The sequence below is a fragment of the Pseudoalteromonas sp. BSi20439 genome, from assembly GCF_000241165.1.
GTDB lineage: Bacteria > Pseudomonadota > Gammaproteobacteria > Enterobacterales > Alteromonadaceae > Pseudoalteromonas.
Map to the genome: position 1 here is coordinate 1 of NZ_BADW01000126.1, position 14,975 is coordinate 14,975.

The following is a 14,975-nucleotide window of genomic DNA, read 5'->3' on the forward strand; positions in this document are numbered from 1 at the left end:
TTTGTAGGCACTGACTTAGGCGAAAAAGTGGATGCAATTGGCAATAATAATGTTATTATCATTGGTTTTATGACCCATATGTGCGTGACATTTACCGCCCAAGGTGCTTTTTTAAGAGGGAATCATGCAACTGTGGTCGCAGATGCTTGTGCAACTCGGGCATTACAAACATCGGTGAGTGAAGTCTCAGCGTTAAATTTACATTCAAGTGCGCTTGCAACTATCAATGATTTATATGCAGTGGTTGTTCCTTCTGCTGCAGAGCTAAGTGATTAAATTTCTGAGTAATACATTATAATATTAATGTTGTTAAAGCACTAAACCAGAATTGATATTAAAAAGGGCAGTAATAGTGATATTACTGCCCTTATAATTTAATGTGGTGCTAGTTAGCTAAATGGCTTCAACCCACATAGTGCCCACTTCTTTTTTTACGACCTTAACATGTGTACCAGCAGGGAGTGGTTGCTTACTTTTTAACTTCCAACTAATTCCTGAATAAAGGTGCATTGTAAGTCCGCTTTCATCAACATCGTCAGCTAAAACAAAATCAAGCTCAGCGAAATCGCTTTGTACACCTTTGTTATCAACCTGGTTTTGCATACGCTTTAGTGGTTTCCATAAAAATAGCGCAAACCCAGCTGTAATAAGCGTGTTACTCCACAATGCGGTAGTTAAAGAGTCATCTAACAAGTTAAAGTTCATCATTAAACCGCTGGCAAACAAAGACATACCTAAAAATAATAATATAAAGGTAGACATACCTAACACAGCCACTTCGATAATGAGCGCAAGTACGCCTAAAATCATCAGTGTTTCAGGTAAGTTGTTAGTAATAAGCGTCATTATTTATCCTCAACAGATTAAAGTTTTTGCTTTTGATTTAGAGAGTTAATAATCGACATGCCTTGTGCAACTAATGAGCTTGCATCAGTGGCGTTATCGGGCAATAAAACAACAGATGACTCTTTCGCGATAGCTTCTTTAGCGGCAATGGCTTTGGTTGCTAAATCGAGTTGAATCGCTTTTTGGCCTTGCTCAGTATCAGCAGCTTCACCCACTTTACGTAGTGCATCGGCTTGCGCTTCTGCAACGGCAATAATAGCTTTAGCTTCACCCTCGGCGCGCAATATTTGTTCAGCTTTTTCACCTTCAGCACCTAGAACTTGAGCCTGTTTTTTACCCTCGGCAACATTGATGTTTGCTTGACGATCACCCTCAGATTCTAAAATTTGCGCACGTTTAACACGTTCGGCTTTCATTTGCGCTTCCATCGCTTCCATCACAGATTGTGGTGGCACAATATCTTTTATTTCGTAACGTAAAACCTGAATACCCCAAGGCTCAGCCGCTTGGTTAATAGAGGTTACGATATTAGTATTGAGAACATCACGTTCTTCAAATGTTTTATCAAGCTCCATTTTACCCAGTTCAGAACGCATCGTAGTTTGTGATAGCTGCGTTACTGCAAATACGTAATCGTCGACTCCGTAAGTGGCTTTGTATGGGTCAAGTACACGAAAGTACAATACACCGTCAACAGATAGCGAAATATTGTCTTTGGTAATTGCCGATTGCGAGGGCACATCTTGAGCTTGTTCTTTTAAGCTGCGATCAGCAGCAATGCGATCAATAAAAGGTACAATGAAATTTAAGCCTGCTTCTTTAGTTGATTGGTATTTACCAAAACGCTCAATTAACCATGCGCGGTTTTGTGGTACAAATTTAACACTACTTTTTAGTAGCACTAAAACAAAAATCAGTAAAAACGCTTCAACAGTAAAAACAATATTTATAATTTCTGCGATGGGATCCATAGGGTATTTCCTTGTTAATTACATTCAGTCCAAAAACTGCATGGTGTTTATAATTTCAACAAGCTACAGATTATCACTAGTTTTTAATTTGTACTATAAAAACAGAAGTTAGGCTATTCAGAATAGATTATTCAAAGGTGCAGATTTGATTTCTGCCGGCTTTTTTTGCGTTATATAATGCTATGTCAGCGCTCTTTATAATTGTTTGCGTGTTGGTGTCAGCCTTTGGATAACTGGTAAAGCAGCCAAAGCTCAATGTGATATGAGGGGCAGCCGAAGAAAATTCATGGAGAATATTTAACGCGTTAATTTTTTGCTGTATCAGCAAAGCAAACTCATGGCATTGCTCTTTGTTAGAAGCGGGCAAAATAATTGTAAATTCTTCGCCCCCGTACCGAGCAGCAATGTCACCTTCGCGCTTACATACGTTTTTTAAAGCACGCGCCACTTGTTTTAATGCGTCATCACCTTTTTGGTGGCCATAATTATCGTTGTAACGTTTAAAAAAATCGATATCACACATAATCAAACTAATTGGCTGATGGTGCCTGGCGCAACGTTTAATTTCACTTTTTAGTGTAGTATCAAAAAAACGGCGATTAGCAATATTAGTTAGTGCATCGGTATTCGCTAATTTATTGAGCTTAATATTGGCGCTCACTAATTGCTGTTGGGTTAACTGCAACTTTTTTTATAGTTAATATTTTTAAGTGCATTATTGATGATTTCGCCCACAAGCTTAATTCTAATTAAATCTATTTTATTCCAATTACGTTTAGTTTTAACACAATCACAACCAATGAAGCCGACCAGCTCATCATCAAAACGCAGGCCTATGCACAAAACCGATTGAATACTTTGTTCTTTAAACTCCGCTTTTTCAGCGTCGGCTTTAGTGGGTAATTGATCAATATCATTGACTTGAAATAGATGGCTCTGATTCATCACTTCAAAAAAATAGGGTAGTTCAACTTTTGGTACATTTTGCAGCCTATCTTTGTAGGCAATGATACCCGTGTTAACCCATTCGTGAGTGTTGGTGATGGTTTCGTTGTCGGTGTTAAATTCAAATAAATAACTACGGTCAGCCTTTAATACGGTGCCGATGGCTTTGAGGGCAAAGTTAATTTGCTGATCTATATTGTCATTTTGTATATCAATAAGTTTGGTAGAGATTTTAGAGATAATATGATCAAAGTTATATTGCTCCGTAAATGTATGATCTTGCTCTAGAGTGATCATAGTTACAGAGTCATCAACCACAGCATGGTTAATATTTAACAGTTGTGAAGTGGGCTCAGAACCTAATAAAACGGTTGTTATATCAGAAGAAAATAATTGTCCAACACTCACAACTTCATCATTACTAAAGTCGCGCAGCACAAGATTGCTAAAAACATCTTTTTTAACAGCGCGCTCGCCCTCTATGCTAAGTAACGTTTTAGCATGCTGATTTAACGTGTAGTGTTGATTTTTATTATCGTAAACAATCACTGCTAAATTAATAAGATTAAAAACCTGCCAAATTGTTTTGTCTGAGTCATGACTCACTGATTTCTCCGCACTTATACCGGCAGGATCTGCCAAATCTTTTAATTATTAATAGTATATGTCTATTTATATTTAGTACAGTTCTTTGCATTTTACTAAGTTTTTAGTGCGTTTAATTGGTCTTCGTATTACAATTGTGACTGTATATCATTACGTACTTTCTAATTTGCTTTTTTTTCATGAGCTTACTTTGTTTCCAGTAAAGGCCTTTTATATTTCATGACAGAAATAACCACACATCACGCCTCTCGTCGCCGTCTACTAATTGCACTTGCAATTACCTGTTCGTTTATGGTGATTCAGCTTATAGGTGCTTATTATGCTAATTCACTGGCTGTTCTTGCCGATGCAGGCCATTTATTTGTTCATAACAGTTCATTATTTATAGCACTTATTGCTTCTAGCTTTGCTATTCATCTGGCTAAAACTTACAACGACGGCCATCAAAAAGCTGAATTAATCGGTGGTCTGATCAACGGGATTTTATATCTCGCCATTAGTTTACTTATTTTATTTGAGGGAGCTGAGCGCTTTATGCATCACAAAGGTGGGCATGAGCTGGTTATAAATAGCTATTTAATGTCGGTGATTGCTGCTATTGGTTTTTTATTTCATGGTGCGGCAGCATGGGTACTTTATAAGGGTCGTAAGGCCAGCATTAACGTGTATGCGGTTTTTTTACATTCGTTTTTTGACTTAATTTCGACTGTTTCTACTTTTGTAGCCGGTGTACTAATTTACATAACAGGTTGGAATGTGATTGATATTTTATCGAGTATGTTAATTGCCTCATTTGTATTGTTTACGGGTATTAAGGTGATAATTAGTTGTATTAAAGGACTACGCTCAAATAAAGCAAAACTGCCTGAAGTTCAAGATATCGAAACAGAAATAACCAGCATGGAGCACGTTGCCAATGTGCACAATGTTACCGTTGTTCGTAAAAATAAAAAAGTGATAGTGGGTGCTCACGTGGTGTTGAAGCAACATTGCACTATAGAAAAGCATGATGAAGAGTGTCGTTTAAAAGTAATTAAACTACTTGCAGATAAATTTAATGTTCGCAACAGTGTACTGCAAATTGAAAGTTATGAATGCAAGCATATACATTAAGTTGTTAACCTATAAATTTAGTAACTAGGTTAACAACTCACTTTCATTACTGCGTTTTTATATCAAATCAATAATCATCTCAAAGCATTCAGGGTTCATTAAATCGTTGGCACTCATAGGGCGGGCGAAATAGTAACCTTGAAGCTTATGACAACCTATATTCGTTAAAAAGTCGAGTTGCTCCCGTGTCTCTACCCCTTCTGCGATACAATATAACTCTAAGTTTTCAGCAAGCGAGTAAATAGTCTTAATAATCGACTCGTCGCCTTTATCTATGCCAATACTATTTACAAAGCTTTGATCAATTTTTATTACGTTAATTGGAAATTGACTCAAATAAGTGAGTGATGAATAGCCGGTACCAAAATCATCAAGAAATAGCTTAAACCCAGCTGCCTGAAGGCTTTTGAGTTGTTTAGCTGCTTTGTACTTATCTTCTAGCAGCGTGTTTTCTGTGATTTCTAGGCGTATTTGCTGTGGTTTAATGTTGGCTTTTTCAAGTATAGCGCTCAGTCGCTGGGTTATGTTAGCTTTCAGAATATGTTTTGGTGATACGTTCAACGACACATAAAACTGCGGGTTAACGCTAAGAATAGGCGCAAGCTCTGTGATCGCACGTTGCAATGCTTGTTCAGTGAGCATATCAATTAGGCCTGTTTCTTCTGCCACCGGTATAAATAAAGCCGGAGAGATTAATTTTCCTTGATTTTCCCAGCGCATTAATAACTCAACACCGCTTATTGTTTTATCTTTTGTGTTAACCACTGGCTGGTAATGGTTAAAGAACTGATTATCTTTTGCGGCGTCTTTTAAGTCGTTTTCAAGAATAAGCTTTTGCTTTATTTGCTCATTCATTTTTTCATTAAAAAACTGAAATCCATTTCGACCTGCTTGTTTTGCATGCATCATGGCAATATCTGCATTACGGATCAAAGCATCGGTTGAGTTTGCATCATGAGGGTACAAGGCAATACCAATACTGGCAGAAATATTGATAGAAAAGTCATCAATAATAACTTTACTTGCCAGCTCACTACTCATTTCGTTAAGCGTATTTTGTAGCGAGGACATAGAGGTAATATTTTCGATTAATACTAAAAACTCATCACCACTTTGTCGCCCGAAGGTTGCATGGTCACCTAAGTATAGGGCAACCCTTTCGGTAATGTTACACAGTAATTTGTCGCCCACAGCGTGGCCAAATGAATCATTCACGGGTTTGAATTTATCTAAATCTATAAATATCACCGCACATTGCAAGTCGTTTTTGGCGGCCTTTGTTATGGCATTTTCAATCTTTTGATTCATTAAACTACGATTAGGTAACCCGGTTAACGCATCATAGTTAGCCAGATAACGCAGCTCATTTTCAGCGCGTTTCTGTTCGGTTAAGTCTGTAATAACAACAACATAATACCCAACTTTACCTTTTTCATTAGCGACAGCTGTGGCGCTTAAATGAATAGGGTGTTGCTTTGCTTTTGTGGTATTTACATAGGCATTAGTTCGCCAATTTTCTTTTGGTTGCAGTGCTTTTAATGTGGCTGCAAATTCTTTACATTTAGTTTGCCCAATGGCTTTTATAAATAACTCTGAGGTAACAATACCCCCTTCACCATCATCAGAAAATACCTCCATAAAGCTACTATTTGCTGAGAAAGGTACTAGGTTCTCGTCTAGGATAAGTAAAAAATCATTTATTTGGCTAAATGCTTCGCCGAGTATTTTTGCTTGCTGTTCATTTGCTAACTGCTCGGTAATATTAGTAAAAATACCAGATACATACTCAGGCTTTTTACTGTCTTCATTATAAATAATTTGCCCTAGGTCATGAAACCACAACCAATGGCCATCTTTGTGACGTAATCGATATGTCGCTTGCCAGTCTTGTGGCTGAGTTTGTTTTATAAATGCATTCCATTTATTTTCTATTCTATGACGCTCATCAGGGTGCATAATATTAAAGAAGCTATGTATATCAATACGCTCAGGTATATTTTCATAGCCTAATTCTTCACCTCTGGCTGTATTAACTGAGTTGTCTGCAAAGCTATAGTTCCAAACGCCACTCTTATTACTTTTTAGTGCAAGCTCTGTTTGAGTTTTAGAATGAATGGCTGCTCGATGAGCGCGTTCAATCGCTATTTTACGGCTTCGGTATTGCCAAAAAAATAAAACAGAATTATGAACACCGCGAGGAAGTAGCATGTGTAAGCAATAGGAGACTGCCAAGGTGCATAGGCAACACTAAACTTAAGCATTACAGGATCACTAGTAATGACTCCATTTCGCTGCTGAGTAAACACTGATAGTTCATAGTCACCGGGTTGTAATTTAGTAAAAAACACATGATTAGATTTTAAATCGTCATAACTTAAAGATGAGGGACCACTCAACTCTACTTTGTAATAAGTTTTACTTGTATTTTTATAATCAAAATTAGAAAACCGAACTGTTAACCCCATGTCATCGTGTTTTAGCATTAACGGCGCATTACGATATTTATCAGGCGCATAATTGAGTGACTTTGAAAACAAGCTAATATCGGTGAACGCCAATTTGCTATCAGTGTTTTGTTGCTCACTATTAAATTGATTAGGGTCAAACTGCAGCAATCCACTGCGATTACCAAATACGAGTTCATTATTTTGTAATTTAATTGCTGCAAGTGCAGTAAAGTGGTTGTTGCTTAAGCCATCTTTAATTGTATAAGTGGTTATGTTTAACGTATTTAAATTAAGTTGATATAACCCGTTGTCAGAACTAATCCATAAAAAGTCATTGTCATCGGCAATAAGTTTATAAATGGCATTAGTATTGAGAGAGTTGTTTGCATTAAAGGTATGCACTATTTGATATGTTTTTGAGTCTACGGCAATTAAGCCCTCTTGTGTGGTTGCTAACCATAGCAGTTCACGTTTAGTGTCTAAGTAATAGTTTTCTACCGTATGATAAAGGTTGTTTTTTGCCGTTTTAGATTTAAAAATAGTAATTAACGTGCCTGTTTCTTCGTTGAAACGATAAAACGTGTCAGACGTACTTAACAGTAGTTCACCAGGATAAGCTTCTGAGGGAGCATGAAATGCGTAAGCATGCAATGGTGAAACTTGCTCTTTTAATCCTTTGATAATTCTGTTTTCGCCGGTATTCGCGTTAAAAATATAAAAATTATCATTATTGATGTAAGCAAAGGTATCAGGAGCGACTTGAGCAATACCAAATATATAGTCAGTATTTAGCTTATGCTCAGTGATAAATTTGTTTTGTTCAAACTTTCCTGTTTCTTTGTTGAAAAGTTCAAGCCCAAAAAAAGTCGCTAGCCATAGATAGTTGTCGCCTTTATTATTTGCAGAAAAAATATCTCCGATAGAAGATAAGCCATAAACTGCTTTTTTATCTTTAGATTGTAGAAATAAATCACTCGTTTTAGTTTTTGAGTTGTAGCGAACAAGCCCATCGTCAGTGCCTATCCAGAGCAATTGTTCTGTGTCTTGGTAAATAACATTTACAATATTATTATCCGGTAGGCTGACTCTTTTAAATTTTTTTGTTTGTGCTGCCCACGTTAATACACCATGGGTTCTTGAACCAAGCCATAACAAACCAGATTCATCAAACATAATATCGTTGATCGTATTTTCTGTTATGTTGTAGCTACTATCTTTGAAATTTAAAATAGGGGTGAGTTTTGAGGTTGCTCTATCAAATTCAAATAGCCCACTTTCTGTAGCAATAAATTCACCATAGGGTGTGTTTACATAATCCCAAATATTATAGTCATTAATTAATGTTGATAATTCCGAGGGATTTATATTTTTATTTTCATTAAAAGCAATCCGATACATCCCCTCAACCGTACCAACTAGCAACCCAAGTTCATCATCTATAGATAAAAATTTTACATTGTTACTATCATTGGTAACTTCTTGGGTGTCATTGAGTACTATTTGTTGGAGCTCGTTATTGTCAAAGCTATAAGCGTATAGCCCCTGATCGGCACCAACATATAATATATTTTGGTGCAGTGATAATGCTCGAATAAATATGTTTTCATCAGGCAAAGATGCAACGAGTGCTAGTTTTTTTGATTTTTTATCAAAACGGTACACGTGGGAATCAATAGAAAAATAAAAGTGTGTAGGCTGCTCAACTACTGCAGTAATGGGAGAAAACTTTTCTTCATTTTGATTCAAATGTCCTGAATATATCTGCTCAGCAGTTAAAGTATGTGGGTCAATTAAATAGCTTCCTGCAAGTTGTGTGCTAACTATTATTTTGCCGTCGTTAGCTTTGTAGATATTGATTACATAATTGTTTTTTAAACCTGTTGCGCTTTCGTAAGGGGTGGCTCGGTAACCGTCAAAACGATATAAGCCTTGGGTAGTTGCTATCCAAACGTAACCGATATCATCTTGTATTGATTTCACTATAAAGCTTTGCGACAGTTGCTCGTTGCTAGTAATACGTTGTAATTGTTCAGAATAAGTTTGTGAAGCAAAGCTCTGCTGCATACAAACTAATAAAAATATATGAACAATAAAGAAAAACTTACTCAAAAGCACTTACCCTTTTTAACTGACAAGCTTGGTATTTAGTATTGGTGTAATATAACATGAGTTTAATTTAAAAATTACAAAAAGCATTAAATGTGAACTAATTGTTGTGTTTTTGTGTGGGCATTACACGTTATTCTAATTAAAGTAAAAGGACTACAGATGAATTTTAGAGAAAATATCAACTTAGAACATAGCGTACTTTTAGTAATCGACTTACAAAGTAAATTGGCACCCGCTATAGCTTCATTTAATACCACCTTAGATTGTGCTTTACAGCTTGCAAATGCAAGTGCTATTCATCAAATTCCTTCAATAATTACAGAGCATTATAAAAAAGGACTAGGTGAAAGTGATGAGAAAATTAAGCAAGCTTTACCAAACGCTCAGTATATTGAAAAAATAAATTTTAGTGCCTGCGCCGAAGACGGTTTTTTAGATACTCTTTCGCAATTACAACGACCTCATGTGGTGGTTATTGGCACTGAAGCGCATGTCTGTGTGTTACAAACATGTTTAGATTTACTACAACAAGGGTATGCAGTAACAGTTGCTGCTGATGCAATAGCCTCACGAAATGTAGAGCATAAAGCCATTGCGGTTGAGCAGCTTCGTCAAGCAGGTGCTATAATATCTTGCGTTGAAACTATTATATTTCAATGGACAAAAAAAGCAGGGACGTCTACTTTTAAACAAATATTATCAATAGTTAAGTAGCGCACTAAAAACATTTTTAAATCAAACAGTATAATCATTCTTAGTTTGATTTAAGATAAAAAATTGCGAGTTGTTGTAGGTTATACTAACAATGAGCGTGTTTAATTTTTATAAAATTAATTAAGGTTTTTATGTCTAGTGTGAGTCGATTGTTTACAATCATATTCTGTTTATTATTTGTAGAGTCTATTGGTATAGGCCTTTATTTTGATACATTAACAGAGGCATTTCTGGTCGGCTTGCCCTTATGCTTGCTTCCTATTTGGTTATTAAAAACCCAACCCGAAAGTAAAGTTACACCTCATGTAGTCGCTGCTGCAATTATGATGTTTTCATTTTTGCATATTCAGCAAGCGTATGGGCTTATTGAGGTGCATTTCGAAATATTTATTTTCTTAGCCATGCTGATAATGTTTGTTGAATGGCGAGTATTTATTACGGCCATTGTGTTTGTTGCTATTCATCATTTATCTTTTTACTACCTGCAGACTCAAAATACGGGGTTTTATGTTTTCGACCCTGATCGTTTAGCTTTTTCAACGGTACTCATTCATGCGGCCTATGCCATTGTTGAAGCGCTTGTTGCTGGCTTTATTGCAGTGACATTAAAGCGTGAACGTCGTGCGGGTTTGTCGTTAAGTTATGCCACTGAACAAATAATGCAAGACCCTAATCAGATAAAACTCTCGATGCGAGCAGATGATACAGATAGCAGTGCAGTGGTAGGCTTTAACACTCTGCTGGAATACTTGTCGGATGTTATTAAGCAGGTTCAAACTCAATCTGATTCATTAAAAAATAACTCCCAAGAGCTTATAAATGTGCACGATAAGTTAGCAGACAGTGCGAAACACCGAAATATACAAACAGATGATATTGCTAATTCAGGTTCACAAGTAGCCCATGGCTTTAAACTGGTTGAGCAAGAAAGCGATATTTTAAAGCAGCAAGTTAGCAGTATTACCGATTCTGCCCATGTTGCTTTGCAAGAAGTGTTACAAACAGACAGTAAAAGCAAAGAGTTGCTCACGTTATTAAACAATACAGAAGAGCAGTTAAGCCACTTAGTGGCTGCTGGCGATGTAATTACAAGTTTGTTGAATGAAATATCAGGTATAGCCGATCAAACTAACTTGTTAGCTTTAAATGCTGCAATTGAAGCCGCCAGAGCGGGCGAGCATGGTCGTGGTTTTGCTGTAGTTGCAGATGAGGTTCGTTCTTTAGCGAATAACAGCCAGCAAACAACAGCAAAAATAGCATCAACGTTAACAGATTTGGTGAATAATAGTCGTACTTCAACACAATCGATGAATCAGTGTGTTGAGTTTGTTGTAGATCTAACAAAAATTAGTGCCACCATGAAAGAAAATATTTCGTCAATGAGTGAGCAAATACAGGCCGTATCTTCAAGCTCTAACTCGGTTGCGCAAGTAGTTGCTGAACAGGCTGGAAATACCGAACAGATTGCAACTAGCACAGATCAAATGCGCCAACGCCAACATGAAGATGGAAAAATTGTTGAACAACTCACCGCCAAGGTACAAATGATTGATGTCAGTATCGACGTGTTAGAGCAAAGTATTGCAAAATTTAACTAATAAGCGCTATTTTATTTTTGCATTGATTGGTGTGTGGCTTGTCGTTGTTGTGTCGGGTTTAGTGTATTTTCAACTTGGGCAATTAAAACCGTTTGATGAAAATAAAATGCTGGATCGACATAACTGGTTTTCGCAATTTAAACAGCAAGTGGTCTGGCAAAACAAAGATACAGCGCAACTACTTATCATCACAGAAGATAATTGTGGTTGTACCATACAAGCTAAACCACACCTATCAGCCTTACAACGCTTTGCGAAAAATCAAGGCGTTGAGGTGCAAACATTTAAATTGAATAGCCAGTTAAAGTCAGTGGTCCCGGCAACGCCAGCTGCAGTGTTAATTGATAAAAACGGTGAGTTTGTTTATGCAGGGCCTTTATCAGAAGGCTTGGCTTGTTCACAAGGTAGTGGGTTTGTAGAAACTGTGATCAGTAATCTACAAGCTGGTTTTAACTCGTCATTATTAATTGCCGATACAAAAGGGTGTTATTGTATTAACCGAGTGTAAAAGAGGCTCATTTTTATTCTACGAAAACTGCTTATACATCCTTGAACCGCTTACCTACTTTAGGTAAGCGGTTTTTTGTTGAAGGTTACTTAATCACACCATGGTTATTAAGCCATAAACACCTAGTAATACAAATACAGTGGCGGCAATAGCTCTTACAGTGTTTAACGGGATCCGTTTTAGTAATGCCTTACCAGCATAAATAACAGGTACATTTGCGATTAGCATACCCAGTGTTGTACCAATTGTTACCCACAAAACAGATTGATATTGTGCACCTAATAACACAGTCGCTATTTGAGTTTTGTCGCCAATTTCAGCGATAAAAAATAAAATTAAAGCCACTAAAAATGCGCCATAACGATCGTACTTGTGGCTAACTTCCTCGTCTTTATCAGGAATAAGCAGCCATAAGCCAACAACAATAAAGCTTATATTGACTACCCAAGGTAGGTATTCAACAGCAAAATTACCACTTAACCAATCACCAAACCACGCAGACAAGCCATGATTGATTATAGTTGCGGCAAGAATACCTAAAATAAGCGCTATTTTATTATGAAAACGTGCCGCGAGTAATAACGATAGAAGTTGAGTTTTATCACCAATTTCGGCAAGGGCAACAGTGACGGTAGAGGTTAAAAAAATATCCATTAGTATAATCTTCAGGCGGGAATACTAAACCAAGGCAAACAGCTATCTCCCGCCATGAGGATAGTGTCTACCTAGGTCTCGCCGATAACGCTTGCTACAACATTACAAACTTACCATGCACATGAGGTGCAATTATGTTGATAAGTTTACTCATTACTGAGCGGGCTACTCCCCTAAGAGGATGGCGATTATTCCACAAAGTTTAAGGCAGGTAAATATTTATTAAATTAATCTTAATTCTCAATATTATTAATTCTGAAATTCCCAGCTTTCACTAGACATCGGCTTATAATCTTAAAGTACAAAACGGAAGTAAACTTCCGTTTCTAGAGCTTCAAAGGTAGTTATCGGAAATATATTTTTTTTTGAAAACGTTAACTTAGATAGCTATATGAGCAACTTTTCAGGGTCTTATTTGAGCGAGATATAGTCATTCAGGTGAGTTGTCATTAGCTTAGTAAGAATAAAAGGAAACTATCTCCTTTTTCATATGTGTAAATAAACTACAGTAAGCATAATATTTATAGCTGGTAATAATTTACACTATTTGATAATAATAGAAGCTCATGAAATAAGGACGTTTTCGATCTAAGATAGAGAAAGTATCCTTTGATAAAGTTGTTAGCAGTATGGCATTGACTTGTCGTTAAGGTGACGCAAATGTGTCGTATACAAAAAAGGAGTTTTTGAACATGATATAGCCTCAATATATTCATGTGAGAAATACAAATGGAAATGAAACTAAACGCTAAAAAAATTATAGAAGAACGTAAAGTTAGAGCTTGGAGTCAGCAACATTTAGCTGATGTTAGTGCTGTAAGTTTAAGAACCATTCAAAGAGTAGAAAATAATGGTTCAGGTTCATTGGAAACTCTTAAAGCATTAGCTTCCTGTTTTGAGCTAGATGTTACTAAGTTATTCCAGCCTGAAATCCCATTAAAGAAAAATCACTCTAAATCCAAAATAGTAGTGTTATCTTCAATGATTGCAGCCATTTTCAGTAGTGTTTTATTTCTAGTGCCATCTACAATGGCATCAGATATTAAGATACACTCAGATAAAGTTACAACATCTAAAAATAATGATTATCGAGTTTACAGTAACAATGTAGAGATTTTCTTGCCAAAAACTCTTACTTATGAAGTGTTAGTTGATTCAAAGTGGGAAACAGCTACACCGGAAATAGCCAGTGGTAGTGTAAAGATCTATTTGGGTAACTCAGTTGTTTTTATTGAAAAAGCAATAATAACAAAAACTGAAAAAGGAACGAAAATCACTACTAATTATGCAAAATTTACTAACACTGACTAATATACAGCTAATAAGTGTCTAAGGTTGCGACCATCCACTTCCGGGCATTCGACAACATGAGATGTTGATAATAATTGGCAAGGTATTTTACAGTGTTGGATGGCGCTTCGCTTATCCGACCTACACTATAAAAAGCCGCTTATTTGGATTCATCCACCAGTGAAAATAGAGCGAATGGGGTCAAATCTAATAGAGCGATTGGGGTCAATTTTTGACTTCACACATTAAGAATCTTCAATGTCTGCTCATGGCACAAACTGGAAATAGCCTACGCACTAATCCTATATTTATACATTAAGGCTTCTTCAGACTTAATGTAATTCATTTTAATCATTCAACTATTTACCTAAACTTAGGGTCTGTTGGCCTTTACGGATTAATATTTGTTCAAACTAGGGGGGATTTAATCGCGACGCGAGGTTTGTAACCTAGTGGGCTAAGTAAAAATCGAGCAAAGCTTCCGCGTCCTGCTCACGCCCCTTACCACCATCCATGTAAGCAACAAAGAGTTAATTGCCCCTAGGCAGAACCCTTCGGGCAGCGCCTGTTTGGCATTGATGCTGCGTTATCGCCTATTTATGGGGAATAACCACACCACATAGACTCTGCCTTGCCTAAAGACCAAACAGACTGCTGCAAATTTAACCTTGAAAGGTCAACAGACCCTGAACCTACTTAAATTTAAGGCGAGACTTTAGTTAATAAATCTCAATCTGAGTGCTATACCTTGCTTTAAATTCAAACAATTCTCAACTTGCCGCGAATTCTCAATTTAAGTGGCGCTGGCCAAAAAAATGCAAAAAATTCAAATTTTATAAAAAAACCAATTGATAACTATTTTCGTTTAGATTAATATAAACCTACTGAATGAAATTGAGAGTTGTTTGTATTCATGTATGTTTGTCTTTGTCACGGTGTGACCGATAAAAAAATTGAGCAAACCATCGACGATGGTGCTACTACCATGCGCGAGCTAACTAAAGAGCTTAAAGTGGGCAGCCAATGCGGTAAGTGTTGTTGCTGTACTAAAAAGATCCTCAATCGTAAACTGATTCAAATTGCAGATATAACCGATCAAGTGGCTTAATAGTAATCTACATAAATAGGCCTACCTAAACGAATTGGTATAACATTTAAAAATTAAACATAAAAA

General features: G+C 36.6%; 12 protein-coding genes and 1 pseudogene. 7 read left to right on the forward strand and 6 right to left on the reverse strand.

The annotated features are described in order from the left end of the window. Window positions 1–276 (forward strand): isochorismatase family protein (locus P20439_RS11530; RefSeq protein WP_050947014.1); only part of this gene is annotated, 276 nt, incomplete at its 5' end. Between the two features lie 117 nt (window positions 277–393). Here P20439_RS11530 and P20439_RS11535 read toward each other — a convergent pair. The 4 genes from P20439_RS11535 to P20439_RS19150 all read right to left on the reverse strand — a co-directional run bounded on the left by P20439_RS11535 (window position 394) and on the right by P20439_RS19150 (window position 3,368). After that, window positions 394–846, reverse strand: coding sequence for an NfeD family protein (locus P20439_RS11535; protein ID WP_008466976.1), 453 nt, complete (start codon window positions 844–846; stop codon window positions 394–396). A 17-nt stretch (window positions 847–863) separates the two neighbouring features. Continuing rightward, on the reverse strand, window positions 864–1,817 hold the full coding sequence (locus P20439_RS11540) for a slipin family protein (protein ID WP_008115435.1): 954 nt from the start codon (window positions 1,815–1,817) through the stop codon (window positions 864–866). Window positions 1,818–1,944: 127 nt separating this feature from the next. Beyond that, window positions 1,945–2,502: a diguanylate cyclase gene (locus P20439_RS19145; RefSeq protein ID WP_008466979.1), complete on the reverse strand. Its 558-nt coding sequence runs from the start codon at window positions 2,500–2,502 to the stop codon at window positions 1,945–1,947. Further along, window positions 2,493–3,368, reverse strand: coding sequence for a GAF domain-containing protein (locus tag P20439_RS19150; protein ID WP_008466981.1), 876 nt, complete (start codon window positions 3,366–3,368; stop codon window positions 2,493–2,495). Before P20439_RS19150 ends, P20439_RS19145 begins: the two co-directional genes overlap by 10 nt. A gap of 219 nt (window positions 3,369–3,587) precedes the next feature. Here P20439_RS19150 and P20439_RS11550 point away from each other — a divergent pair, with 219 nt between their 5' ends. Next, window positions 3,588–4,481 (forward strand): cation diffusion facilitator family transporter, encoded by an 894-nt coding sequence (locus P20439_RS11550; RefSeq protein ID WP_008110359.1) that lies wholly within the window; start codon window positions 3,588–3,590, stop codon window positions 4,479–4,481. Between the two features lie 57 nt (window positions 4,482–4,538). Here the strand turns inward: P20439_RS11550 and P20439_RS11555 are convergent. Continuing rightward, window positions 4,539–9,037 (reverse strand): annotated as a pseudogene (locus P20439_RS11555) (EAL domain-containing protein). Window positions 9,038–9,196: 159 nt separating this feature from the next. Between P20439_RS11555 and P20439_RS11560 the strand changes: the two are divergent. From P20439_RS11560 to P20439_RS11570, 3 genes are all read left to right on the forward strand, one after another. Beyond that, the gene (locus tag P20439_RS11560) at window positions 9,197–9,751 is read left to right on the forward strand and encodes an isochorismatase family protein (protein ID WP_008466986.1); all 555 of its coding nucleotides are present in this window, start codon (window positions 9,197–9,199) and stop codon (window positions 9,749–9,751) included. Between the two features lie 131 nt (window positions 9,752–9,882). Beyond that, on the forward strand, window positions 9,883–11,349 hold the full coding sequence (locus P20439_RS11565) for a methyl-accepting chemotaxis protein (RefSeq protein ID WP_008466987.1): 1,467 nt from the start codon (window positions 9,883–9,885) through the stop codon (window positions 11,347–11,349). After that, on the forward strand, window positions 11,333–11,857 hold the full coding sequence (locus P20439_RS11570) for a DUF6436 domain-containing protein (RefSeq protein WP_008466990.1): 525 nt from the start codon (window positions 11,333–11,335) through the stop codon (window positions 11,855–11,857). Before P20439_RS11565 ends, P20439_RS11570 begins: the two co-directional genes overlap by 17 nt. A gap of 93 nt (window positions 11,858–11,950) precedes the next feature. Here P20439_RS11570 and P20439_RS11575 read toward each other — a convergent pair whose 3' ends face one another. Further along, window positions 11,951–12,511: a TMEM165/GDT1 family protein gene (locus P20439_RS11575; protein ID WP_008466992.1), complete on the reverse strand. Its 561-nt coding sequence runs from the start codon at window positions 12,509–12,511 to the stop codon at window positions 11,951–11,953. A 729-nt stretch (window positions 12,512–13,240) separates the two neighbouring features. Here P20439_RS11575 and P20439_RS11580 point away from each other — a divergent pair. Together P20439_RS11580 and P20439_RS11585 are read left to right on the forward strand one after the other, a co-directional pair. After that, window positions 13,241–13,822: a helix-turn-helix transcriptional regulator gene (locus P20439_RS11580; protein WP_008466994.1), complete on the forward strand. Its 582-nt coding sequence runs from the start codon at window positions 13,241–13,243 to the stop codon at window positions 13,820–13,822. An 892-nt stretch (window positions 13,823–14,714) separates the two neighbouring features. After that, entirely contained in the window at window positions 14,715–14,909 is a 195-nt protein-coding gene (locus P20439_RS11585; RefSeq protein ID WP_010389142.1) for a (2Fe-2S)-binding protein, read from the forward strand. The last annotated feature ends 66 nt before the right edge of the window (window positions 14,910–14,975 follow it).

Coding starts and splice junctions, on each gene's coding strand:
- P20439_RS11535 (WP_008466976.1), bottom strand. CDS start 846: ATGACGCTTATTACTAACAACTTACCTGAAACACTGATGATTTTAGGC.
- P20439_RS11540 (WP_008115435.1), bottom strand. CDS start 1,817: ATGGATCCCATCGCAGAAATTATAAATATTGTTTTTACTGTTGAAGCG.
- P20439_RS11550 (WP_008110359.1), top strand. CDS start 3,588: ATGACAGAAATAACCACACATCACGCCTCTCGTCGCCGTCTACTAATT.
- P20439_RS11560 (WP_008466986.1), top strand. CDS start 9,197: ATGAATTTTAGAGAAAATATCAACTTAGAACATAGCGTACTTTTAGTA.
- P20439_RS11565 (WP_008466987.1), top strand. CDS start 9,883: ATGTCTAGTGTGAGTCGATTGTTTACAATCATATTCTGTTTATTATTT.
- P20439_RS11575 (WP_008466992.1), bottom strand. CDS start 12,511: ATGGATATTTTTTTAACCTCTACCGTCACTGTTGCCCTTGCCGAAATT.
- P20439_RS11580 (WP_008466994.1), top strand. CDS start 13,241: ATGGAAATGAAACTAAACGCTAAAAAAATTATAGAAGAACGTAAAGTT.
- P20439_RS11585 (WP_010389142.1), top strand. CDS start 14,715: ATGTATGTTTGTCTTTGTCACGGTGTGACCGATAAAAAAATTGAGCAA.